We start from the raw sequence: 24,770 nt of genomic DNA, 5'->3' as shown, positions 1-24,770 counted from the left end.
GCGAACAAAATGTGAATGGGGGATAAAGTATGAGCAAGATTACATTTCTGGGTGCAGGCAGTACGGTATTTGCTAAAAATGTGCTTGGCGATTGTATGTTGACGCCTGCTTTGCAGGGCTTTGAACTAGCGTTGTTCGATATTGACCCCGTAAGGCTGAAAGATTCAGAAAATATTTTATCCAATTTGAAAAAAACAACAGGGAGCACCTGTGTGATCCGCTCCTACACTGACCGCAAGGAAGCACTGCGTGGAGCGACTTATGTGGTAAATGCCATCCAGGTGGGCGGCTATGATCCGTGTACAATTACGGATTTTGAAATTCCAAAAAAATACGGTCTGCGCCAAACGATTGCCGATACGGTCGGCATTGGTGGCATTTTCCGCAATTTACGCACGATTCCGGTAATGCTCGATTTTGCGGCAGACGTGCGTGAGGTGTGCCCGGATGCTTGGTTTCTCAACTACACCAATCCGATGGCAGTGCTGACGAATGTAATGAACGTTTATGGCGGTGTCCGTACGGTAGGGCTGTGTCATAGCGTGCAGGCGTGTATACCGGAGCTGTTCAAAAGCCTTGGGCTGGAGCAGGAAGGTGTAAAGGCAAAAATCGCAGGCATCAATCATATGGCGTGGCTGCTCGAAGTGAGTAAGGATGGTGTAGATTTATATCCTGAGATTAAAAAACGAGCCGCCGCTAAACAGCAGGAAAAGCATCATGATATGGTACGCTTTGAAATGATGCTAAAATTCGGCTATTACATTACAGAATCGTCCGAGCATAATGCGGAATATCATCCGTATTTTATCAAACGGGCATACCCTGAGCTGATCGAGCGCTTCAATATTCCTTTGGATGAATACCCGCGCCGCTGTGTGAACCAGATTGCACGATGGGAAACGATGCGTGAGGAGCTTTTGGGCGATCAGGATTTGCGTCATGAACGGTCAAACGAGTATGCCTCTTATATATTTGAGGCGATCGAAACGAATCAGCCTTTTGCCATTGGTGGCAATGTGATGAACACAGGCTTAATTACCAATCTGCCGAAGGAAGCCTGTGTAGAGGTACCTTGTCTGGTGAATCGTAACGGGGTTACGCCAACCTTTGTCGGGGATTTGCCACCCCAATGTGCTGCACTGAACCGGACGAATATTAATACCCAGCTGTTAACGATTGAAGCTGCAATCACCGGGAAAAAGGAGCACATTTATCATGCTGCTATGTTGGACCCGCACACGTCCGCAGAGCTGTCCATAGATGATATCGTTTCTCTGTGTGATGACCTGATCGCAGCGCACGGGGAATGGCTCCCACCCTATGTGTAAGGGAGACAGATGAATGGGAGGCCGGGGTCGTCAAAAGTTCGCCGGGATTCCTACAATCCGTGGGAAATTTATTGTACTGACGCTGGTACTCACCGTCATTCCGATGGTGGTATTGACCTTTACCTTTTACCGGATCGCGGCCCATTCCATCGGTGAGAAATCAGAAGCATTAGCTATGCAGTCTCGGCAAATGAGTGAAAATTACGTCAATGCGACGCTTTCCGATTTGAATGACCTGACCAATGCCATTCTCAGCAATCCTGATGTGCAGTCCATGCTGGAGACCAAGCCGGAAGATGATTATGAATATTTACGGAACGATGAAACACTCAGTATGGTTGTCCGTACGCAAACCCAGACCAAGCCGTATATCACGTCCTCTCTCATATATGCCGCCAATGGCGGGCTCAAGCATTCTCTCTATCAGGGGAATGTTTCGGTCCGTTTTGGCGGCCTTCCTACATTAGAGGAAGCACGTGTGTACTATCGCCGCCTGCTCGCCGAGCGGCCCATGATGTGGATGGCTCATTCGCCGTTTGAATCAGGACGCGGGATGGCGAGGGATCGCATCTATGTGGGGAAGCTACTTCGAAAAACGACTGGAGATTACGCACCCCTCGGATTTTTGCTGCTGGAAATCGACAAGGCTAGTCTGTTTCGGGGGCTTGCTTTTCATGAGACAGACGGCAATACCCAGATGTGGGTGCTGGATCAGGAGGGCGAGCCTGTATACCGATTGCCGGAGCAAAGCGTTGCGGATCAAGCGCTATTGCGGCAGATTGCTAAATCGGCTGTGGATAGGCCAGTGCTTACGAAGGACTGGAGAACATGGAACGGTCGCCAAACGATGATCTCTTACGGCCCGTTAAATGAAGGACAATGGACGCTGCTGCAAAAAGTCGATCAGTCTGTGCTGTTCGAGGATGCGCGGAAAATTGGTGCCTGGACCATCTGGACTTTTCTGGTTGCACTGATGCTGGGCTGGATGCTGTCTTATCGGCTGAGTGACACGATTCGTCGCCCCCTGCTTCAATTGAGCCGATTAATGGCGGTCGATGGGAGTGTGAGCGCTACAGGCTCAGCCCAAGCTTTCGAAGCTCCTACTTCCGTTGTTTTTAATCCTAAGGATGAGGTAGGGCAGATCGGGGAGCGTTTTCTTCATATGATGCAAAAAAATCATGAACTGTACGGTCAGGTCTACGAAGCGTTGCTGTCGCGTAAGCAGGCTGAGTTCCGCGCGCTTCAGGCGCAGATTAATCCGCATTTTTTGTACAACACGCTAGAATCACTGAAGGGAATGGCCTTGGCGAATGGGCAACGGGATATGGCAGAGGTAATCGGTGCCTTTGGTAAATGTTTTCGCATTTCGCTAAGTTATGGCCGAGAACAAATCAGTTTGGGACAGGAAGTCGAGCATGTAAGCGCCTATGTGAAGGTGCAGCAGTTCAGGTTTAGGAATTCGTTCGAGTGGATTTGTGAGGTCGAGGAGGATATTTGCGGATTTTATGTACCCAAACTAATCCTCCAGCCGCTCGTCGAAAATGCTATTTACCACGGCTTAAAAGGGCGCACCGACCGTGGCTATATCATGTTATCCGGTACAAGGGAAGGGGATATGTTGCGTTTGACGGTCAGTGATGATGGGGGCGGTATTGGAGCCGAGCGTCTGAACGATATCCGGAAGTCGCTGGATGCGGAACGGGGGAATGCTATTGGCTTTGGGTTGCGCAATGTACATGAACGTCTTCGGCATTATGGTCCGCAATATGGACTGTCCGTGACAAGCGAGCCGGGTCAGTACACCTCGGTTACTTTACTTGCACCCATTCGAACCGAATAAGAAAGGGGAGGATGGCATGTACCGGCTGCTGATTGTGGACGACGAATATCATATTCGGGAAGGACTGAAGCTGATGGTGGCGGAAAGTGGCCTGTCAGTGGAAGTCAGTGATGTGGCGGAGGACGGCACAACGGCATTACGTTTGTATACGGAGCAGCGACCGGACATGATTTTACTGGATATTAATTTACCGGATATGAGTGGACTGGACGTAGCAAAAACCATTCGGGAAAAGGATCAGCGGACCCCGTTATTATTTCTAACAGGGTACGAATCTATGACGTATATTCGTCAGGCAGTTTCGCTTCAAGCGGTCGATTATTTGCTCAAGCCGGTGACCAGCGGAGATTTTGAAGCGGCATTGAGCCGGGCTGAGGATCGCATTGCACAATGGCGAAGAAGCGAGGAGGAAGCCATTCACCGCCATCGTTCATTGGAGCCATTGTACAGGGAGCATCTACTGCTGGATTTGCTCCAGCAGCGGCGTCCTGCAGCCGAGGTCATTCGAGAGATGGACGGGCTGGGATTTTTCGGCGAGACGAGTGGGCCGCCTTATACCGTGCTGTGCTGCGAGCTGGAGGAGTCGTCGCAGCAAGAGGCAACCGCCACTAGCAAGCCACACGGTTCCATGCATAAAAGCAGCCATATATTCGCCGGACTGACGGGGGAGGCTGCGGCAGCAGCCGGGGCGAAGGCGCATGGTGCGGCGGTTTCCCGCGATCGGCGTGTTGTGCTGCTGGCGACGGCATCTTGCAGGGCGGCGGAGCGGGCGGCACAGCAGATTCGGCAGGCCGTGCAGGAACGATTGAGTCAGGGCGTGTCCATCGGGATTAGCCGTCCTGTACAACGGATGGAGCAACTTCCCGAGGCGTATGAGGAAGCCGTGCAAGCGGCGGAGCATCGGGGGTGGGTGGGCTATAGCCAGATCATCCCCTACGAGAGCATTCAGGCGGCCGAGCCAAACAGCAGTCAATTACTGGAGAAGGAACTGCTGATGATTACGGAAATTCGAGCCGGTAATGATGCTGCCGTACATGCGATTTTACAGGAATGGTCAGGACAGTTGGCAGGGTTGCCATTCAAGCAGGTGAAAATGATCGTCACCCAGCTCGTGCTGTTCGTCATGCGGATCGTTCAGAGTGATGCATCTGTAGGACAAACGTCCATGCAGGAGCATGACCCGTTGTTGGAGCTGTCCCGATTACGACATGGGCCCGAGATGATTGATTATGTATCGCGCTATTTTGTTCGGGTGGGTCGTCATGTCCGAGAATCACGCGAGAAGGGTATTCCCCGCAAATTCCAACGGGCCAAGGAATGGATTCGGGAGCATCTTCAGGAGGATGGAGGGCTGAACCGTCTGGCAGAGTACATGAATATGAGCCCCAAATATTTGAGTGCCCGTTTCAAGCAGGTTACAGGTGAAAGCTTCGCCGACTACCAGACGCGTGTTCGCTTTGAGCGAGCCCGAGAACTGCTGCTGGACCCGAATCGCAAGGTGGCGGAGGTAGCGGAGCTTGTGGGATTCACAGATACGAACTATTTTAGCATTGCCTTTAAAAAGCATACTGGACTGACCCCGACGGAGTTTCGTAAAACATTTTTGTAAACGCGCTGTTAAAAAAATCATACCAAAACAAAGAGAGTCTGGAGTCGTTGGGTGGTCGGCTCTGGGCTCTCAGCGCATAATAGGCTTGTAAGGAGAAACCAGTTCAGGAAGGGGCCGGTTGATTTGCTGAAACGAAGGTTACGGACATGGATGGCTCTCGTGATGACGGTGATGTTGACAGGGCTGACGGCTTGCAGTGGTAACGCTGGCGAACCGGCTAATCCCAATGCGGTCGAACTCAAGTTCATGTACTGGGGAAGCAATGATGAGAAGCAGGCGATGGAAAAAATGATTCAAAGCTTTAATGCATTCCACCCGAACATCCGGGTGAAGGGCGAGCATGTCCCTGGTGACTACACGACGAAAATTAACACGTTAATGGCTGCCAATCAGCTTCCTGATATCGCCTACCTGGGTGATTCCCTCACAATGAAATGGGCAAGTGAAGGCAGACTCCTGGATTTATCCTCTTATTATGACGAATATCCCGAATTAAAAAACAAGCTCAAATCCTCCTATCTCTACAGCGAACCCGGCAAGTCTATCGGCAATTACACCGCATTGGAAGTGATGCAGTTATTTTACAACAAGGAGTTGTTTACAGAAGCAGGGGTACCCGTCCCTCCGGCTGATCCTCAAAAAGCGTGGACATGGGAAGAATTTCTGGAAATTGCCAAAAAGCTAACCAAGGATCAGAACGGCAAGCATCCGGGAGACAGTGGATTTGATCCGAAAAATATTGTGCAGTACGGCTTTGCCTTCGGCAATGACCGCAGCTCCTGGGGACCGCTTTTAGCAAGCAACGGCGGAGGTTTGACTGACAAAACGGGCAAGAAGTACACCCTGAACAGTCCTGAGTCGGTGGAGGTTTTTCAGAAGCTGCAGGATCTGGTGTTCAAGGAGCATGTTTCTCCTGATTTGATCCAGCAGCAGGACATGCCGTCCAATACAATTCGTCTCCAGACGAGGAAGGTCGCGATGGTGGTAGACGGAACATGGTCTCTGCTCGATTTTTCGAACAACAAGCAGCTGCAATGGAGTATCGGCGTTCTGCCGAAGCTAAAAGAGCCCAAAACAATGATTGTTGCGGGAGCCACGGTCATTTTCCAGAGCACCAAGCACCCGAAGGAAGCACTCGAATTTTATTTGTACCATAACAATCCCGAAAAGGTGGATCTGTTCAAGTCCGGTCTTTGGATGCCTATCGAGGAAAAATACTATACCGATGAGCAGGCTATCCAGTCATGGACCAACAATGCCGCGCATCCACCGGAATTTCAAAAGGCTGGCATTGAGTATGCCAGAGATTATGCGATCAAGCCGTCCACTTCGACCCTTCGCAACTGGCCTGATATCGGTTCCAAGCTGACCCCGGGGCTGGATCTAATCTGGACGAACAAGAAGACGCCGCAGCAGGCGCTGGATGAACTGGAACCTATCATTCAGCCATTGCTTCAAGGCGTATACCCGGATGAATAATGCGGCGGGACAGCTGCGAAAGGAGAACAGCCCATGAAGCGACCAAAATCAGGAATGATGCGCATGGAGCGAAACTGGGGTCTGCTATTCGCGCTTCCTGCCATCCTCGGATTAATGATTTTTACAATTGGACCGATCGCGGCCTCGTTCGTATTCAGCTTAACCGATTGGACGATTGGCGGACAGATGACCTTTATTGGATTGGATAATTACCGAACCATTTTGACTGAAGATAATACCTTTTCCCAATCCATGTTCGTGACCACATATTATGCACTGGGCAGCGTACCTCTAGGCTTGGCGGCGGCTTTTATCATTGCGCTGTTATTAAATCAAAAGGTGAGGGGGTTGTCGGTGTTTCGTACGATTTATTATCTACCTACTATTGTACCGAGTATTGCTAACACGATGTTGTGGCTGTGGATGTTCAACCCGGATTTTGGTCTGTTAAATTCGCTGCTGGAGGGCGTTGGACTGCCGGGGAGCAAATGGATTTATGACGAGAACACTGCAATACCCTCCCTGATCATGATGAGCACCTGGGGGATCGGGAACACGGTCATTATCTTTTTGGCGGGACTTCAGTCGGTTCCCACTCATCTGTATGAAGCAGCTGAGGTGGACGGCGGCAATAGGTGGCATAAATTTTTTCACATTACCATTCCGTCGATGACACCAACCATTTTCTTCAATCTGGTCATGTCTTTAATCAGCACCTTTCAGGCCTTCAATCAGGCATATGTTATGACCAACGGGGGGCCGAATAATTCAACGCTGTTCTATGTGTTCTACTTATGGCGTACGGCCTTTACGGAGACTAAAATCGGCTACGCCTCAGCTCTGGCTTGGATCTTATTTTTCGTCATCATGGTGCTTACCGTCCTGATTTTCTCCACGTCCAAAAAGTGGGTTCACTATGAAGGAGGGGAACGTTCATGAATCAGGTCACTTCTTCTGTCAATTCTTCAGAAACACCACATCATCCGCTTCCACAGCCTGAACGCTCCCGTAGTCCTGCTACCCCCACCCGTTCCAAACCATTCTCAATCAGCCGTGTTGTACTGTATATCGTTTTAATGATAGGCAGTGCGTTAATGCTGTTGCCATTTGTATGGCTCATTCGTAGCTCTCTGATGGGGACATCGCAAATTTTCGTGTTCCCGCCAGAGTGGATACCCTCTCCTTTTCAATGGAGCAATTACCCGGAAGCGCTGACTTCAGTACCGTTCGGCAGGTATTTTATGAATACGTTCATGATTGAGGTGTGTGTGCTGGCAGGAGTGATGTTGACCTCGATTGTGTCGGCGTTTACCTTTGCCCGCCTGCGCTGGCCTGGACGTAATCTGATTTTTTCCCTGCTGATCGGGTCGATGATGTTGCCTTACGCGGTGACGTTGATTCCCACTTTCGTCATGTGGCGTGAGCTGGGCGGGCTGAATACATTTTTGCCACTCATTGTTCCTGCATGGTTCGGTGGAGGGGCATTTAACATCTTCTTGATGCGACAATTCATGCTGACGATTCCACGCGATCTGGACGAAGCGGCTTATATGGACGGAGGTACGCCTCTGACTGTACTATGGCGCGTCATTATTCCTTTATCTTCGCCTGCATTGATCGTGATCGGAATATTTACATTTATTGATGTGTGGAACGATTTTTTGGGCCCGATTATTTACTTAAGTGACGAAAAGCATTTTACGCTCGCGCTGGGGCTGGCGACTTTCCGGGGATTGAACAATACCAACTGGCCTTACCTGATGGCGGCTTCCAGCACGATTTTGGCTCCGATCGTCGTGATATTTTTTATAGGGCAGCGTTATTTTATTGAAGGCATCACATTGACAGGGATTAAAGGCTAAAGGAAGTTAGGACGCGCTGGTGTGTTCTAAGGCATATGCCTTGAAAAGAGATGGGAAATAAGGAGGCGTACGAGTGAAAGTGGAAGACAGTCAGAAGACAAAACCGTTACAGGGTGTTCCTGGCAGACTGGCCCGGTTACGCTCGAAATTCACGGCTCTAGGGATAGATGCACTGCTTATTACACATGGGCCCAATCGAAGATATATGACCGGATTTACAGGCTCTGCGGGAATTGTGCTTGTTACGCAAGAAGAGGCTTTTTTAGTGACGGATTTCCGCTATATGATGCAGGCAACAGATCAGGCAGTGGAATATTCAGTGATTCGGCATGAGTCGCAAATCTTCCAGACCATCGCTGATCTCACAAGTAAGTTGGGGGTTCGTAGACTGGGTTTGGAGAGCAGGCATGTCTCACTTCAACAGTCGGGACAGCTTCAAGCCGCGCTGGGCTCGTTGGAGTACGTGCAAACGGAGGATGTAATTGAACGGCTGCGCGATGTGAAAGACGAAGAAGAGATTCGGACCATAAGTGAGGCAACGCGTATTACCGATGCTGCCTTTACGGAGGTGCTGAATTATATTCAGCCTGGGGTCACAGAGCGGCGGATTGCGGCGGAACTGGAATATCAGCTTCGGCTCGCAGGCGCGGAATCAGGCGGTTTTGCGTTCATTGTCGCTTCGGGTGAGCGCTCGGCATTGCCGCACGGACTGGCCAGTGACAAGGAAATTGGTCAGAACGAGTTTGTCACAATGGATTTTGGCGCAAATGTGCGTGGCTATCTATCCGATATCACGCGTACCGTATTCGTCGGCAATCCGTCGGAGCGGCACGAGGAACTGTATGCTATTGTGCTGGAAGCGAATATGACGACGATTGCTGGACTTCGCCCTGGCATGAGCGGTCGGGAGGGAGACAGTCTGGGGCGGGATGTGATTGCCTCCTATGGCTATGGGGAGCAGTTTGGTCACGGGCTGGGCCACGGCTTTGGCTTGGAGATTCATGAGCAGGTACGGCTTTCCCGCGAAAGTAAGTCGGTGCTCGTGCCGGGTCATGTCCTTACTGTGGAACCAGGCATTTATATTCCAGGCTTTGGCGGAGTTCGGATTGAGGACGATGTGCTGATCACAGATGTCGGTGTCAAGGTACTGACCTCTTCCCCTAAGGAGCTGCTTTTATTATAAAACGCAGTGGCGCTATAGGTAACTATCATCGTTTGCAAGTCATTCAAAAATGAGATGGAGGGGATCAAATGAACACGCATAAAAGACACACCAAAATATGGCTGACTGCGCTGACGGCTTCTCTCATTGTAGCTTTGACACCAGCTATTCCGGGTCAACAGGCTTATGCCGAGGCAAAATCGGGTGTAAAAGTCGTCGACATTTTTAGCCGGACGGTGAACGATTATGGTATAGATCTGGTTGATTGGCAAGGATATCTGGCGAACCCGTATGTAAAGCTAAAAGTGAAGCCGCCAGTGGATGCTGCTTTTCCGGTGACGGTTACGCTGAATGCGCGGGGCACGTCCCGGCTGATGATGGATCTGCCAAGTACGTTGTCGGCACAAGGAGCAAGCAAAACGTTGACTTTTGCCAATGCACAGGAGGAAAAAGATTTTCGGCTAGCCATCCATCCTGACCGGATTGGAGGAAACGGTGAAATAGAGAATTACACGCTGTCTATGTCTGTTGCTGGAAATGATGGTCACACGACCGCTCAGTCCATTCCGATTCGCGTGTTGGATCAGGACGATAATAAAGAGCCCACAGTTCCTCTCCATTTTGACTACAGATTCGATACGATCAAGCCTTATTTCAATGATGCAGCTACCAAAAAAGCCGCAGAGCTGGCGGTAAAGGACTGGTTCTATTTCTTTGATCTGGCTCCTTTCGATGAGGTTCCTGCCAAAGCGGAGGTAAACCATCTGCCAGGAGACGACTGGCAAAATGAAATACAGGTGACAAATGATAAGCCCTACAAAGGCATGTGGGTGTTTATGAGAGGGCTGAACGGGCCGTATTCTACGGGCTTTCCAGCCACGAACGGCAATTATCATACACGTAACGGTGTGACCGTCCCGGGGAACCTGAACCGTTCCTATAGTTTGATTTTGGATTTCTATGATGATGCGATTCCATTCACATCCGTAGACGATGAAGAATGGTATCAATCCGATCTGTCCAAGGTGACGGATGTGCATGGGCTGATCATGCATGAATTCGGTCATGCGATTGTGTTCAGCGACACATTCCCGGGTGTCAAAGCGCTGAAGGAAGCGGCGGGCAATGACCCTGATATTATGGCTTATCAGCACAGACCGGCTGCATTGGATGACAGCTATCATCTATCTGGAGAGCTCGCAGAAGTCGACAGATTGAGTGGACAAAATGGAGGCTGGCGCCATCTGTTCCCGACCCGGCGCTGGATGAACACGAAGCTTTCGCTACTGGTAGCAGAAAAAGCGGGCTGGCCGCTGCGTAAGGACCTGACTCCTTTCCTCGCGCCAGAAATCATGACGAAGGTATTGCCAGCACCCGTCAAAGGCAAAGCGTACATGGCTAAGCTGGAGGCCAAGGGAGGGGTTCCGTTTTACGATTGGATGGTGACAGGCGGTCAACTGCCCGCAGGGTTCACACTGGACCGTTTTACAGGAACGATTAGCGGAACAGCAGACAGCGGAGCAGGGAACAAGACGTATAACTTCACCGTACAGCTGCGGGATTATGATGAGCTGAGCAAGCCTGTGACACAAAGCTTTACGCTCAAGCTGTAAAGCATACCTCACAAGCAGATTAAAACGGTCGAAGGGAGGGAAGCGAATGAAACATGATGCCGCGGATCTGGTCATTGTAGGCGGCGGAATCATCGGTACAGCCATCGCTTATTATGCAGCTAAGTCCGGTATGAAGGTCTTGCTGGCTGAGCGAGGGGAGATTGCTGGAGGCACTTCGTCCCGTTGTGATGGCAATATATTGGCAATCGATAAAGAGCCCGGATTTGACAGTCGAATGTCGTTGGTATCGCAGGAGCTGGTGGCAGAGCTGGCTAGGGAACTGGAGGATGAGTTTGAGTATCGTGCGCCTGGCAGTATTCTGGTCTGTGAAAACGATCAGGAGATGCAAGCGGCTGAGCAGTGGGTAACCCGTCAGCAGCAGGAAGGACTTCCGTTTCGCATGCTGGATCAGCAGGATTTGCGACAGGAATGGCCGCATTTAGCGAAAGATTTGCCGGGCGGACTGGAGTGCGCGACAGATTCCACTGTGAATCCGGTGTTGATGACGTATGCACTGGCCGAGGCCGCGCGTCGAATGGGAGCCAAGTTATTACCGCGCATGCCGATACAGTCCATCCTTCAGGACGAAAGGGGGAACGTCCGCGGGGTGGAGACGCCTAATGGCGTTATCCATGCAGGTGCAGTGGTATTGGCGGCAGGTGTGTGGACACGCAGCATCGGTCATTCACTCGGTTTGGACCTTCCGATCATGCCGCGCAAAGGACATATACTGGTGTCTGCCCGAATGCCTCCCATTGGGAACCGCAAGGTAATGGAGTTCGGCTATCTGATGAGCAAGTTTGGCGGTCAGCGGTGTGTGGATGAGCTTTATGAAAAATACGGTGTCGCGTTGGTATTCGAGCCAACCGCATCTCAAAACATTCTGATCGGCAGCAGCCGTCAGTTTGTCGGTATGGACACACGTGTCGATCAGCAGGTGATTCGCTTAATCGCCCGCAGAGCCATTCGATTTTTCCCTGATTTAGCCAATGTACCACTGATGCGGGCGTATACCGGCTTGCGTCCATGGACACCTGATCATTTGCCAATTGTATCAGCGGTGGACGAAGTACTGGGGCTGTATATCGCTTCTGGTCATGAGGGGGACGGCATTAGTCTTGCGGCGGTTACGGGTAAGCTAGTGACCGAAATGGTACGCGGTGAATCCACTTGTATTCCGGTAGAGCCGCTACGTTATGACCGATTTGGAGAGGTTTTTACCAGCCACGAGGTTCATGGGGAGGTAACAGGATGATCGTAGCAGGCAGAATTACTACCATTGATACCCATACGGGGGGCAATCCGACGCGAACGGTCATTCACGGCGCGCCTAAGCTGGTAGGTCGTACGATGCTGGAAAAAATGACTTATATGGCAGCACATCATGATGATTTTCGCCGTTTGCTGATGTTCGAGCCGCGTGGTCATGAGGTGATGTCAGGCTGCATTTTAACAGAACCTTGTCATCCTGATGCAGATATTGGTGTGGTCTTTATAGAGACCGGTGGCTATTTACCGATGTGCGGTCACGATACGATTGGAGTATGTACGGCGCTGATGGAGGGCGGACTGATTGCTGCGGATAAAAAAGCAATATTGCTGGACACTCCGGCAGGCCCGGTTCAAGTGCAACTGGAGGTGGATGCGGGCAAGGTGCGACAAGTAACGTTCACAAACATCCCTTCTTTTGTGTACCGCCGTGAAGTGGAGATTCAGGTAGAGGGCATCGGGCAAGTCACGCTGGATATTGCGTATGGAGGCAACTTTTACGGCATTGTAGAGGCGGCTTCCATCGGTCTTGCACTGGAGCAGAGCCATGGGGCAAAAATTGTACGAACAGCGGTGCAGATTCGGGAGGCGGTGAATGCGGTTGTTGAGGTCGTACATCCTGAAAATCCGGTTATTCAAGGATTGACACATATTGAATTTTACGGGGAGCCTGTGGCTCCACAGGCCGATTGCCGCAACGTCGTCGTCATCCCACCGGGAGGGATCGATCGTTCTCCTTGTGGCACAGGAACCTCGGCCAAGGTAGCGGTGTTGCACGCCAAGGGAAAACTGGACTTCAATGAGCCGTTTGTACATGAAAGCATCACAGGTTCCATGTTTCGGGCTGAAATCGTGGGGGAGACGCAGATCGGTCCTTATCCGGCAGTCATCCCACAAATTACAGGCTCGGCTTGGGTGACGGGACATCATCAATTTGTGTTGGATCCTGAGGACCCGCTTAAAGAAGGTTTTTTGCTGATGTGAGCATTTTACATCATTCCCGAATGCTGAATATGAAAATAAAGATCGGAAAGGGTTGGTAAGCATATGGCACGTTTTGAAGGTGTATATGTGGCCTTGGTTACACCGTTCACGGCAGAGCTGGAGGTAGACCATAAGCGTCTTACCGAGCTATGCGAGCATCTGATTGCAAGTGGCATTAGCGGACTGGTTCCTACAGGATCGCTGGGAGAATATGCGGCTTTGTCCCCGGAGGAACGGTCGCAGGTTGTGCATACCGTAATTGACGCTGCGGCAGGGCGTGTCCCGGTTGTTGTCGGCTCGGCGGCTCCGTCCACCAAACAAGCGGTGCATTGGATTCAGCATGCGAAGGATGCTGGGGCTGCGGGTGTCATGGCACTGCCACCCATTAATTACAATCCACTGCCTCATGAGGTAACGGCCCATTATGAAGCATTGTCAAAGGTGGGCTTGCCGATCATTGCGTATAACAACCCCCATGATTACAAGGTTGACTTGACTCCAGATATTCTTGCGGACTTGTCGCGAATTGAAAATATCGTAGCAGTCAAGGAATTTTCCGGTGATGTACGGCGTATTCACGCTATTTTGGATCAGACAGAGCTGGAGGTCATGGTCGGAGTAGATAATCTAGCGATGGAGGGGGCATTGTTCGGCGCGACAGGCTGGATTTCGGGGGTGCCTAATGCGTTGCCCAAGGAAGGGGTAGAACTGTTCCGACTTGCGCAGGCGGGAAATATGGCAGAAGCGTCCGCGTTGTATCGCAAGCTGCTGCCGCTGTTCCACTATGATGCCAGCCCGCAATTGGTACAGTCCATCAAATATATGATGGAGCTGGCTGGATTTCCGGTCGGTCCGACACGTCCGCCCAGACTTGCGCTGCCGCAGGCGGATTATGACCGCATTCGCGAAGCATTTGAGGTGGCGGTTCGTCCAAGCGAAGTATCATCCTGAATGGAGGTGAAGACGATGGAGAGCCGAAATTGGATCGGTGGTGAGTGGCTGAGCCCTTCCGGCGAGGAAATGGTGGTTCACAATCCTTCGGACTTGAAGGAGGAGGTGGGAGTCGTCCATTTTTCAGAAACGAGCGATATTACACAGGCCGGGGATGCGGCACGGCTGGCTCAGGTGGGCTGGGCCGCTTTAAGTCCCGCAGCGCGGGGAGTTTATCTGTTCAAAGCAGCCGGTTTACTAGAGGCAGCATTACCTGAATTGGCTGAGCTGGCCAGTCGTGAGATGGGCAAGCCGATTACCGAGATGCGCGGAGAGGTCATGCGAGGTGTCCATCTGCTTCGGTACTATGCAGCAGAGGGTGTACGTTCCATCGGTACAGTCATTCCTTCGAATGAGCCGGGAGTGCTCCAATACACGAAGCGCATTCCGCTAGGTGTAACGGCTGTCATTACGCCGTGGAATTTTCCGGTAGCTATTCCGCTATGGAAAATCGCCCCTGCACTTTTGTGCGGAAACACGGTCATCTGGAAGCCTGCCGAACATGCTTCATTAACTGCAGTACGGGTCGCCGAGCTATTCGAGGCGGTGCAGTTTCCGCCCGGCGTACTGAACTTAGTCATTGGGCAAGGTAACCGTATTGGCGATGCCTTACTGGAGCATCCGGTACTGGATGCGGTCAGCTTCACGGGTTCTACCGCTACAGGTTTGGGCATTGCCGAGCGATGCGCGCGCCGTAACATGAAATACCAGACCGAGATGGGAGGTAAAAATGCCGCCATTGTGCTGAAAGACGTGGATGTAGCACAGGCGGTGGCGATGATTGTCAGCGGAGCTTTCCGTTCAGCCGGGCAGAAATGCACGGCCACCAGCCGGGTGATTGTGGAACAGTCTGTCTATGAGACGTTCACGGAAGCCTTACGCCAAGCGGTGGGAAAAATACAGATCGCTCCGGCGCTTGACCCCGGTGCGTATCTTGGACCTGTGGCATCCGCAGGTCAATACGAGAAGGTCATGTCCTATGTATCACTCGCACGTCGGGAAGCTCACATTTTGGCCGAAGGTGGAGCCGCCGCCGGGACGGACGACGGATATTATGTGCGTCCACTGGTGGCGACTGGACTCAATTCGTCCCATCCGTTGATTCAGGAGGAGATTTTTGGACCTGTGTTGGGGGTCGTGCAGGCGGACGACTTCGAGGATGCAATTCGACTGTGCAATGATTCTATTTATGGATTAAGCGCCTCTCTATTCACCCGCGATTTGCGGTTGGCTCATCGGTTTCTGGATGAGGCGAACGCCGGTATGGTTCGGGTTAATCAGGAGACGGCTGGTGTGGAATACCAGGCTCCGTTTGGCGGTCTGAAGCAATCCAGTTCACATACCCGGGAACAGGGCCAGGCGGCGCTGGATTTTTATTCAGCGATTAAAACCTGTGCGATCAGCTATGAGTAAGCGGGTGACGGGACGAAGTGAGACGGTGGGGAGCGCATCAGGTCATTTGCTCATATGTCGCTGTGAAGAAGTGAGTATCGCACAGATGGAGCAGGCTTGCCGCATAGGTATGGACACCGTGCGCCAGCTTAAAATGGCTACGCGGGTGACGATGGGGGCATGTCAGGGCAGGGTATGCCGACAATTGGTGGAGTCATGGTTTTACAATCAGGTTCCTGCTGCCCGCCGGGAGGCGGAGCTGTTATCGCAAAGGCCTCCAGTACGTCCCGTAACGTTCGGGCAGCTGGCAGAAGGAGGTTCCTTATGAGCCGCATGCGTATTGTAAATCATCCTATTTTGGGACCAAAGCCGGATCAGCGGCAGGTATCTTTCTTTTTTGACGGTCGTCCCATGCAGGGATTGGCTGGAGAACCATTGGCAGCAGCGCTGCTGGCTAGCGGCGTCCGTTTGCTGAGAAGGCATGAGGAATCTGGTACGGCCAGAGGTGTATACTGCGCCATTGGGCATTGCAACGAATGCCGCCTGACGGTTCATCCGTTCGGTACCGTCCGTTCCTGCCTGACCAAGCTGGAGGAAGGTATGGTGGTGGAAACCGGACGGCAGCTTTCGAATGAAATCACAGGGAGAATTGTGACATGAATGAAATGGCGCATCTCATCGTCATTGGGGCGGGTCCCGCCGGATTGTCCGCAGCTGTATCGGCTGCTGAGCAAGGATTGCCAGTCACGGTACTGGATGAGTTTACAGAGCCGGGTGGACGCATGCCCGGGCAGTATCATGAGGAAGGTAGTCAAGGCTGGTGGGTTGGCAAGCACGTTTCGGATGAGCTGATTACCCGTTGCAGGGAGCTTGGGGTGGACATTCGCTGCGGCGTTTCCGTGCATGGTATGGAATATACAACGACGTGGGAAATTTCCACTTCCTGTGGATTGTTCACTGCGGATTACGTATTGCTAGCTACGGGAGCTGCCGAAATTCCCGTTCCGCTGGATGGCTGGACGTTGCCGGGCGTAATGTCTATCGGGGCCGCGCAGGTGATGACCAACGTTCATTACGTCAAGCCGGGAGAACGCGGCATCATCGTAGGCATGAATGTATTGTCGATGGCGATTGCCCGCGAGCTGTCTGTCGCCGGGGTGAAGGTGGCGGCAATTACACTGCCGTGTGCTAATCCGCTGGCTGGTGCGGCGGCAGATCCGACAGCCTCCGCGAAGCTGCTGCTTCAGCTGTCGGGGCTAGCTCCTGCCGCTTGGATGCGCGCAGGCGGTAGGCTGGCAGCTGCGATGCGGATGGAGCAACTCATCGCGTGCTGCTATCCCCACAGAGGCTTCCGTCTGTGGGATATCCCGATCCGTTTGCGGACGGCGGTGCTGTCCGTCAACGGCCAGGACCGGGTCGAATCCGTGACCCTGGTCCACGTTAAACCGGACGGCTCGCCCATTCCCGGCAGCGAGCGCGTCGAACCCGCCGACTTCGTGGCGCTCAGCGGCGGCTTGTACCCGCTTGCCGAGCTGGCAGCGGTGGCCGGATGCAAATTCATGTACAGCCCTGAGCTAGGCGGGCATGTTCCACTGCATGGTGAGCGAATGGAAACCTCGCTCAAAGGGCTGTACGTTGCCGGCAATATTACCGGCATCGAAAGCGGGCTGGTCGCGATGGCCCAAGGCCGATTAGCCGCCGCTTCCATGCTCCATGCCGCTGGACTCGGTGGAGCAGGCGGGGAACAGCGGGTACAGGAGGCGATTCGTGAGGTCCATTTTGCACGTAAGCATGCGCTGATTCAGTTTCATCCCGGTATTACAGAGGCGAGAACGCAGTTGTACCAGCAGTGGGGGCAAACCTCTGGCAGCGGCGCGTAACGGCTCGTTGTGTTTGATATGCGTTTTTTTATCCCAAATTCGCCTTAAAGGAGGAACGGAAAGTGACTCTTAAAGCAAAAGCCCATATGAAAGCAAGGCCGTTCGCACTGAACGAGGTGGTATTGGCTGAAGGTCCCTTCAAACAAGCGATGGAGCTGAACCGATCTTATCTGTTGGAGCTTCAACCAGACCGCCTGCTGGCGCGTTTTCGGGAATATGCCGGACTTACGCCCAAAGCGCCTCAATATGAGGGCTGGGAAGCGATGACTATTTCCGGTCATACACTGGGACATTATTTGTCCGCTTGCCCCATGATGTATGCTTCAACGGGCGATGAGCGTTTCAAAGAAATCGCACATTACATTACGGATGAACTGGACGTTTGTCAGGCGGCGCATGGTGACGGATATGTATCCGGTATTCCAGGGGGAAAGGAACTTTTTGAAGAGGTATCTGCTGGAAATATTCGCTCGAAGGGCTTTGACCTGAACGGTGCCTGGGCCCCCTTGTATACACTACACAAGTTATTCGCTGGCCTGCGGGATGCGTATCATTTGACAGGCTGTGATAAGGCATTAGATGTAGAGCGCAAGCTGGCGGACTGGCTCGAAGGAATGATGAAGCCGATGAGCGATGAGCAGATGCAGCAGATGATGTTTTGCGAATACGGAGGCATGAACGAAGTATTGGCGGACTTGTACGCGGATACCGGGGAAGAGCGTTACTTGCGGCTGGCTGAGTGCTTCTGGCACAAGCTGGTGCTGGACCCGCTTAGCTCACAAGAGGATTGCTTACAGGGTATTCATGCCAATACACAGATTCCGAAGCTGATTGGGCTTGCCAAGGAATATGAGCTCACGAATGACACGAAGCGCCGGAAGACGGTGGAGTTTTTTTGGGAGCGGGTGGTGGATCATCATTCGTATGTTATTGGCGGGAATAGCTTTGGAGAATATTTTGGAGCGCCAGATGGCTTGAATGATCGCATCGGACCGCATACGACGGAGACATGCAACACCTATAACATGCTCAAGCTGACAAATCATCTGTTTCAGTGGAACGCTTCCGCCAAGGAAGTGGATTTTTATGAACGAGGTCTATTCAATCATATTTTGGCTTCGCAGGACCCGGTTCACGGAGGCGTAACGTATTTTCTGTCGCTGGCGATGGGCGGGCACAAGCATTTTGAAAGCAAATTTGACGATTTCACATGCTGTGTGGGCACAGGAATGGAAAACCATGCGAGCTACGGCAGCGGTATTTATTTTCACGATCACGATAAGCTGTATGTCAATCAGTTCATTGCTTCCACGCTGGAATGGAAGGACACAGGCGTTACAATAAAACAAAACACTTCCTATCCAGATACGGATCATACGACGCTGGAGATTCAATGTGATCAACCAGCTCCATTTATGCTACTCATCCGCTATCCATATTGGGCTGAAAAAGGAATTACCATTCGTGTAAATGGCAAGAAACAATCAGTTATATCGGAACCGGGCAGCTTTGTCTCTATCGCCAGAACGTGGATTGACGGGGATGCTGTAGAGGTGACGATTCCGATGTCGCTGAGACTGGAGCAGATGCCGGATAACCCGGATCGGGCGGCTGTCATGTATGGACCGCTGGTGCTGGCAGGCGATCTGGGACCCTTAGAAGATCCTAAAGCCAAGGAGTTTCTGTACACACCCGTATTCATTCCCCAAACGGAAAAGCTGGATGCTTGGATACAGCCCGTGGAAGGCAAGACGAATACGTTTCGTACCTTGAATGCAGGGCATCCCCGGGATGTGGAATTGTCTCCTCTGTATAAAATGCATGACCGTACGTATTCCGTATACTGGGACATTTTTACGAAGGAAGCGTGGCAGGAAGCGGAACAGGAATACACAGCGGCACGCGAAAAGCTGGCGATTCTGGAGCAGTGTACGATTGATTTTGCCCAACCCGGAGAAATGCAGCCGGAGCGGGACCATAACTTCCAGGGAGATGCCTCGACTCGCACCGGATATGTGAATAACCGACCTTATCGGAATGCGGGAATTGACGGTTGGTTTTCTTTCGATTTGAAGACAAATCCGGTTGCTCCGATGCTGTTGGTTATTACCTACACGGCTACGCTGGAAATGCCAAACTGTGGTTTTGATATTTTGATTAACGGTCATCCGCTTGAGCATTTTAGTGAAGGTTTTGATGAAGCCGATAAATTTTACAACGTGAATGCCGCTATTCCGGCTGCATATCTGGAGGGTAAGGATCAAGCGACAGTGACTTTCAAGGCCAAGCCGGGACAGCGTATTCGCAGATGTTTTGGGCTGAGGATGGTCAACAAGGACGTATATGAGCAACTCTATCAAGCTGGAAGTTCAGGTATTCATGAATGATCTGTGGAATGTTTCGTGAGAGAAAAGTAACGTTTGATTTTTAGTCCGGTATGATTTATGATGTAAGAAATATTGGATGATGCTGGAATAATCTATATGGTGGTATGATCTGATATATCCATAGTTTTATTGCGCGTGAAGCACACGGGCTGTTTCTTCCTTCATAGGGGAGAGGCAGCCCTTTTTTGTTGGGATTTTCAGAAGTATAACTTTTTTAAGAGTCAGTTCTATGATTTAGGGGGAGGGATTGCTGATTGCTCAATAGAGTCTATTTGTTTGGAATACTTTGTATTAGAAGTTTTTCTTATAGATTTTGTAATAGGGAAACCCTATAATATATAAGTTGTATCCAGTATTTTCCGAAAGTGGGGATGCGATAAGTTTATGAGATTAGAGATGATATACATAGTTTAAAGTTTAAGCTGACAAAGGGGATAGAGAGATGAGTATGAAAAAATGGATGTTGAGTTTGACGGCAGCCACGTTGCTATGGGGCGCGACAAGTACGATTCCAACGACGGAGGCGGCAAGCAGCACCAAACCCATTGAAGTCTTGTTAAACGCCAAAAAAATACAGTTTCCAGATGCTAAACCTTTTCAGGATAGTAACGATTATGTGATGGTTCCGATTCGTTTTGTATCCGAAGCACTAGGGGCTAAGGTAGGCTGGGAGAAAACAGGCGGTCAATTGGCTGTGTCGATTAAAAATGATGCACATGCTGTTAACATGACAGTGGGTCAAAACACCGCTACCGTGGATGGGCAGACCAAAACGTATGAAACGAAGATTATTTTGAAGCAAAACCGTACTTTTGTGCCGCTGCGGTTGGTAAGTGAGGGTCTGGGACAAACGGTGGAGTGGGATAAGATCAGCCGCTGGGTCTGGATTGGAAAGAAGGAAATTGCTGCTCTGGAGGATACGGGGCATAAGACGGTAAGTATCGAGCCGTATAAGAAGGCGTTCACGTCTAACCCATATCTTTTAAAAGATGCCCAAGGAAAAGTATATGACAAAGTGATGATTTTCAAAGTTTCTGACCTGCCTCTAAAGCTAGTACGTGACGTTTACAGTATTGAACCTTATACCAACGCAAAAGGTACGCCTTACCTAAGAATTAGAGCCAAAACTAAATCTACCGCAGGGAATCTTTTCTACATCTCAAAGAATAATGATACACGCTATCGTTATGCTGTTGAAGAACTGACTACGGACAACGGCGATGGTACAAGAATGTTATATTACCCTATTTATTCATCAGGAGATGAGCTTTTTAACGGGATTAAGAACTATAAATCCTTTAAGTTGCGAGATATTGAATATATCGGATTCCGCTTGGCAGCAGATGACTTTATTCCGTTGATGGTCAATCCGTGGAAAGGAAATTAGACTGATGAAGAAGGCCAAACGTATTATGGTCGTATTGCTGGCGGGGGTTCTGTTGCTATTGCAACTCCCGCCTTTTTATTTTCCCATTGACAAAGTAGCAGCAGATACGGAAGTTACGCCGCTCTCCTATTTTGCAGATAAGAATGATCGCTACTTTGTTGGTATGATGTACTTTGACATGTGGAAAAATAGCAGTAATATATGGGTCACCGATCATAAACAACCCAACAAAGGTATGGATGGGGAGGCCACTTTCACATACAAGTTTCAATTTCCAGGAAGGAAGATTAAAAACGTTGAGGCTCGACTATATACGGCATCAGATCCATCCAAATATTTTAGTGAATCGCGACAAGATAGCTACGCAGAATACAGTGATTCTATAAGTCTTGGAACGACCGATGGAAATATTCGTCCTTTTCAAAAGAAAGGAATCGGCACGGATACTACAATTATTCCGATAACTGTAAACATGAAATTGAATGCCTTTAGACCTAAAAATATCAAGGATGAATCCTGTCCGAATTGTGCTGCTAATGTTGAAGCGTACCGCATTTACCAGCCCATCCTGTTCAAGATTGAACTGGAGAGTGGTCTAATCGTCAAGCATTTTACCACTGACGGAAAATCTCTTAACAACGTATTTACACCAATAGAAGATGAACTAAAAGCTGATCAACCGTATGATTTTACCCCGCCAACCAACCCGAAATATGAGTATGTGGGTTATAAGAAAAGCACGACAGGTAAACCGCCAAGCGGAGATATTTTGCCGGGAATTGTACCCGGATTTACCTATGACGGTTCTTTTGAGCAGTTTACCGCTTATTTGTATTACAAAGAAGCTCAGGGCTGTCCTAAGCCTGGAGAAAGCCAAGAGGGAGCACCCTCAGATTGCCAAGATAATGAACAGCCAACAAAAGGTGTTGTCTGCTCCCGCCCCGTTCCAGGTCTGCGCTTGGAAACTGCCGAATTGGACCCGACAGTATCTGCCGTTATTAAAGCCGATCAGCGAGGCGCGTCACGTTTTGATGTAGCCAAGGGTATTCCAACTTCTGAAAGCCTGTACGGAAACGTGCTGGCCCGGAATTACCTGTTTCAAAACACCTACCAACAGCTCAAAGGCGAGTGCACCTACAACGTCAAGCTGAAGCGCACGTATGATCTGGAATGGGAAGATATCAACGATACCCGGCACATGAAGGTTGTGGAGTATTACAAATACGAAATTGTGAAACCGTACTCCTACTGGGTGATCGACAACCTTGAGGTGTACGGTATCAAGAACGCGCAGCTACGCAACTATGCACTGCCGGGAGGTAGTATTACGATTCCACCACGGAATTACACGCCGCCGTCTGTAGAATCAGCGACCAACGGAAAATACTATCCGGCTCCTTCTCCGGGCATCGTCGATGGGGGTTCACTTTATATTTATGGCGGCAAGAGTATGCCGAAGGTGCCCAATGAACAAAGATCACTGGAGCCTGTGGCCCAGAAGGCTACACCAGACGTGGAAGTGGAAAACGATACTGTGAAATTCAACGGTCAAACGATCATGGACCACCAGCGTGTCAAGGAAAAGGGGCCGACTCCTGGCAAAATCCCTGAACCCGTAAAAATCGGGTCGGATATCCTGTACAGCCCGGGCCATATGATTGAAAAGCACAAGATCAATAAACCCAATACGTCAAGTAGCGGTGACATTACCTATGCGATTTTAAAAGGAAATATCAATGGAGGTGCGGATAAAACGTTCCCGATACAGGGAATTAATACGGTGACTGTCCACACTCCCGTAGTGAATCTGTCTAAAGTGTCGGACGATGCTGCTCATAATCAGAAAACCCAACCTACGAAGGGACGATCCGCGCTTATTTTGGAGCGCCCTTTCCGGGTGACGATCTCGACAGCAGGTCCGCATTTGAACATTCCTGGCTATGGTGATCGGGAGTATGCCAAATATGTACGAACCAAGCAGGTGCGATTTCCGTTCGATGTGTACGACAAAGGAAAGACACTATTTTATCCACGAGGTACCTGGATCGACATTCCGGTGCTGCAGCTCGACACAGACTTTTATTTGCCCGTATGGGTGGATGAAGGCAACTATACAGTAGAGTTCCGTACCATTGCCGAAAATGCACCGGACGGGTTCACCGAACAGCACCATGCCAACACGGATATCGCCCACCATGTTGCCAATGATGTGGTAAATATAGAGGTCATCGGACGGATGTACGATTTTCATATCACGGATATTGCCGATTACCATTGGGAGCGGGTATTTCGGCAGCGAAAAGGAAGTCCAACGCATAGCGGCCTGTCCTATTGGACGGGGCTTGGCAATATTGATGGGTTGCCTAGAGGGAACCCGGAGCCATTCACCTTGCCCGTTCGCCCCGGCAGTCACCCATATGAAGGTTATGCAAATGTGGCGGTCAAGACAGGTTATCATTTCAAGTTTGACCTCAAGACCAAAGGCAATATGTTTAGCGCCAAGGACGGTATTCGCATCACGCCATCGTTCTATTGGGTGAGCAAAGATGGGCTACAGCGGGAAGAGGTAGATCTGTACACACATTCCGGCAGTCGAAAATTTATCCGTTTGGGATCGGCGGAGGATCGGGAAAAGCGCTATGTTATTTTGAATGAACGGCTACGCAATGTGCCGATGGAGGAAATGCAGGACGCGGCAGCCTACCAATACAAGCATGAGCTGAGTGAAGCACAGCAAAGCCAGTTGACACTGGAACGTTATGTTTCCCTGTATGCCCACCGTATTGCACGCAGCAAGACCTGGGTTGGACGCTACGACTGGCTGGTGCTGCCTGCGGCTGTGCGTACTTTAATCGGTCCAAAGACAGAACTGCCGGATGGGGTTAACGTAGATCGCGCTAATGCGTCGATTCAGCGCTGGTATGGTGAATATAGCCTGCCTGCTGATGTGTACGCAGTCACCAAAGGCACGGATTTGCGCGAGGTCAGTCGCCGTCAGGAGCTAAACGAGCATACAGATATATTCAAGAAAACGGGCTTTATCGTCGTCCGCTTTAATGTGGAGTCACTGCGTCAGGGGGACGCTGAGCATCCGCATTTACAGTATATAAATGGCCCGCTATTGAACCAGTGGCAACTGGAGGGTTACCACCGAGAGATAAAGGACCCGTACGGGCATACCTTTCATTTACAGGACGGGGATGTAGTATTTTATCATGCGGATCAGTCGAGCAGGGACGATTTCAGTTCATTTGTCCCTCACTAGGTTGCAGTAATCAAGACGAATCCTAATCCGTAACTAGCGCGAAAAATACGAAAACGGACAATGGGAACAATCCACTGTCCGTTTTTTATTTCCTTTTGCGTTTATGCGAATATTTAGACCTATCTTCAGCCCTCGACATGCCGTTTTCATACAGCCTTGGTGGGGGCTGTTTTATTTGGAATGAGTAAACAACACGGATTTGTGTAGGGAAATCCTCGGATATTTAAACGCGTTTGAGGGAACGGCAAAACTATAATAATAGGGAATTTAATTTATGTAAGCGCAATCATTTTGGCGTACTTGCTTGTCATCACAATACTATT

The 24,770-nt window shown here is 50.6% G+C and carries 18 protein-coding genes; all 18 read left to right on the top strand.

Annotated features, from left to right (window positions below):
* Positions 1-29: 29 nt before the first annotated feature.
* Positions 30-1,328 carry an alpha-glucosidase/alpha-galactosidase gene (gene melA, locus JOD82_RS23995; protein ID WP_029514790.1) on the top strand — a complete coding sequence of 433 codons (1,299 nt, stop codon included), beginning with the start codon at positions 30-32 and terminating at the stop codon, positions 1,326-1,328.
* Between the two features lie 13 nt (positions 1,329-1,341).
* Complete coding sequence (locus JOD82_RS23990; protein WP_209950068.1) at positions 1,342-3,168, top strand: sensor histidine kinase; 1,827 nt, start codon at positions 1,342-1,344, stop codon at positions 3,166-3,168.
* 16 nt (positions 3,169-3,184) lie between these two features.
* Positions 3,185-4,777 carry a response regulator gene (locus JOD82_RS23985; protein ID WP_209950067.1) on the top strand — a complete coding sequence of 531 codons (1,593 nt, stop codon included), beginning with the start codon at positions 3,185-3,187 and terminating at the stop codon, positions 4,775-4,777.
* A gap of 123 nt (positions 4,778-4,900) precedes the next feature.
* Positions 4,901-6,256 carry an ABC transporter substrate-binding protein gene (locus JOD82_RS23980; protein ID WP_245249124.1) on the top strand — a complete coding sequence of 452 codons (1,356 nt, stop codon included), beginning with the start codon at positions 4,901-4,903 and terminating at the stop codon, positions 6,254-6,256.
* 33 nt (positions 6,257-6,289) lie between these two features.
* Positions 6,290-7,195: a carbohydrate ABC transporter permease gene (locus JOD82_RS23975; protein ID WP_209950066.1), complete on the top strand. Its 906-nt coding sequence runs from the start codon at positions 6,290-6,292 to the stop codon at positions 7,193-7,195.
* Positions 7,192-8,118: a carbohydrate ABC transporter permease gene (locus JOD82_RS23970; RefSeq protein ID WP_209950065.1), complete on the top strand. Its 927-nt coding sequence runs from the start codon at positions 7,192-7,194 to the stop codon at positions 8,116-8,118. The genes JOD82_RS23975 and JOD82_RS23970 overlap by 4 nt, the downstream gene beginning before the upstream one ends.
* 79 nt (positions 8,119-8,197) lie before the next feature.
* Positions 8,198-9,301, top strand: a complete 1,104-nt coding sequence (locus JOD82_RS23965) for a M24 family metallopeptidase (RefSeq protein ID WP_049816916.1) — start codon at positions 8,198-8,200, stop codon at positions 9,299-9,301.
* A 68-nt stretch (positions 9,302-9,369) separates the two neighbouring features.
* Positions 9,370-10,893, top strand: a complete 1,524-nt coding sequence (locus JOD82_RS23960) for an Ig domain-containing protein (protein WP_209950064.1) — start codon at positions 9,370-9,372, stop codon at positions 10,891-10,893.
* A gap of 46 nt (positions 10,894-10,939) precedes the next feature.
* Positions 10,940-12,148 carry an NAD(P)/FAD-dependent oxidoreductase gene (locus JOD82_RS23955; protein WP_209950063.1) on the top strand — a complete coding sequence of 403 codons (1,209 nt, stop codon included), beginning with the start codon at positions 10,940-10,942 and terminating at the stop codon, positions 12,146-12,148.
* Positions 12,145-13,146, top strand: coding sequence for a proline racemase family protein (locus JOD82_RS23950; RefSeq protein WP_209950062.1), 1,002 nt, complete (start codon positions 12,145-12,147; stop codon positions 13,144-13,146). The genes JOD82_RS23955 and JOD82_RS23950 overlap by 4 nt, the downstream gene beginning before the upstream one ends.
* Positions 13,147-13,209: 63 nt before the next feature.
* On the top strand, positions 13,210-14,097 hold the full coding sequence (locus JOD82_RS23945; RefSeq protein WP_069010324.1) for a dihydrodipicolinate synthase family protein: 888 nt from the start codon (positions 13,210-13,212) through the stop codon (positions 14,095-14,097).
* Between the two features lie 15 nt (positions 14,098-14,112).
* The gene (locus JOD82_RS23940) at positions 14,113-15,549 is read left to right on the top strand and encodes an aldehyde dehydrogenase family protein (protein WP_209950061.1); all 1,437 of its coding nucleotides are present in this window, start codon (positions 14,113-14,115) and stop codon (positions 15,547-15,549) included.
* Positions 15,542-15,856 carry a (2Fe-2S)-binding protein gene (locus tag JOD82_RS23935; protein ID WP_209950060.1) on the top strand — a complete coding sequence of 105 codons (315 nt, stop codon included), beginning with the start codon at positions 15,542-15,544 and terminating at the stop codon, positions 15,854-15,856. The genes JOD82_RS23940 and JOD82_RS23935 overlap by 8 nt, the downstream gene beginning before the upstream one ends.
* Positions 15,853-16,188, top strand: coding sequence for a (2Fe-2S)-binding protein (locus tag JOD82_RS23930; protein ID WP_209950059.1), 336 nt, complete (start codon positions 15,853-15,855; stop codon positions 16,186-16,188). Before JOD82_RS23935 ends, JOD82_RS23930 begins: the two co-directional genes overlap by 4 nt.
* On the top strand, positions 16,185-17,408 hold the full coding sequence (locus JOD82_RS23925) for an NAD(P)/FAD-dependent oxidoreductase (RefSeq protein ID WP_209950058.1): 1,224 nt from the start codon (positions 16,185-16,187) through the stop codon (positions 17,406-17,408). The genes JOD82_RS23930 and JOD82_RS23925 overlap by 4 nt, the downstream gene beginning before the upstream one ends.
* An 86-nt stretch (positions 17,409-17,494) precedes the next feature.
* Positions 17,495-19,795 carry a glycoside hydrolase family 127 protein gene (locus tag JOD82_RS23920; RefSeq protein WP_209950079.1) on the top strand — a complete coding sequence of 767 codons (2,301 nt, stop codon included), beginning with the start codon at positions 17,495-17,497 and terminating at the stop codon, positions 19,793-19,795.
* 442 nt (positions 19,796-20,237) lie between these two features.
* Positions 20,238-21,182, top strand: a complete 945-nt coding sequence (locus JOD82_RS23915; protein WP_209950057.1) for a stalk domain-containing protein — start codon at positions 20,238-20,240, stop codon at positions 21,180-21,182.
* Between the two features lie 4 nt (positions 21,183-21,186).
* The gene (locus JOD82_RS23910; protein WP_209950056.1) at positions 21,187-24,447 is read left to right on the top strand and encodes a DUF5704 domain-containing protein; all 3,261 of its coding nucleotides are present in this window, start codon (positions 21,187-21,189) and stop codon (positions 24,445-24,447) included.
* Positions 24,448-24,770: the final 323 nt, after the last annotated feature.

This window comes from Paenibacillus sp. 1182, assembly GCF_017833915.1.
Lineage (GTDB): Bacteria > Bacillota > Bacilli > Paenibacillales > Paenibacillaceae > Paenibacillus > Paenibacillus polymyxa_D.
Note: the sequence above shows the minus strand (reverse complement) of the source record. Positions and strands in the feature narration are given on the sequence as shown.

Coding starts and splice junctions, on each gene's coding strand:
- melA (WP_029514790.1), top strand. CDS start 30: ATGAGCAAGATTACATTTCTGGGTGCAGGCAGTACGGTATTTGCTAAA.
- JOD82_RS23990 (WP_209950068.1), top strand. CDS start 1,342: ATGGGAGGCCGGGGTCGTCAAAAGTTCGCCGGGATTCCTACAATCCGT.
- JOD82_RS23985 (WP_209950067.1), top strand. CDS start 3,185: ATGTACCGGCTGCTGATTGTGGACGACGAATATCATATTCGGGAAGGA.
- JOD82_RS23975 (WP_209950066.1), top strand. CDS start 6,290: ATGAAGCGACCAAAATCAGGAATGATGCGCATGGAGCGAAACTGGGGT.
- JOD82_RS23970 (WP_209950065.1), top strand. CDS start 7,192: ATGAATCAGGTCACTTCTTCTGTCAATTCTTCAGAAACACCACATCAT.
- JOD82_RS23960 (WP_209950064.1), top strand. CDS start 9,370: ATGAACACGCATAAAAGACACACCAAAATATGGCTGACTGCGCTGACG.
- JOD82_RS23955 (WP_209950063.1), top strand. CDS start 10,940: ATGAAACATGATGCCGCGGATCTGGTCATTGTAGGCGGCGGAATCATC.
- JOD82_RS23950 (WP_209950062.1), top strand. CDS start 12,145: ATGATCGTAGCAGGCAGAATTACTACCATTGATACCCATACGGGGGGC.
- JOD82_RS23945 (WP_069010324.1), top strand. CDS start 13,210: ATGGCACGTTTTGAAGGTGTATATGTGGCCTTGGTTACACCGTTCACG.
- JOD82_RS23940 (WP_209950061.1), top strand. CDS start 14,113: ATGGAGAGCCGAAATTGGATCGGTGGTGAGTGGCTGAGCCCTTCCGGC.
- JOD82_RS23935 (WP_209950060.1), top strand. CDS start 15,542: ATGAGTAAGCGGGTGACGGGACGAAGTGAGACGGTGGGGAGCGCATCA.
- JOD82_RS23930 (WP_209950059.1), top strand. CDS start 15,853: ATGAGCCGCATGCGTATTGTAAATCATCCTATTTTGGGACCAAAGCCG.
- JOD82_RS23925 (WP_209950058.1), top strand. CDS start 16,185: ATGAATGAAATGGCGCATCTCATCGTCATTGGGGCGGGTCCCGCCGGA.
- JOD82_RS23920 (WP_209950079.1), top strand. CDS start 17,495: ATGAAAGCAAGGCCGTTCGCACTGAACGAGGTGGTATTGGCTGAAGGT.
- JOD82_RS23915 (WP_209950057.1), top strand. CDS start 20,238: ATGAGTATGAAAAAATGGATGTTGAGTTTGACGGCAGCCACGTTGCTA.
- JOD82_RS23910 (WP_209950056.1), top strand. CDS start 21,187: ATGAAGAAGGCCAAACGTATTATGGTCGTATTGCTGGCGGGGGTTCTG.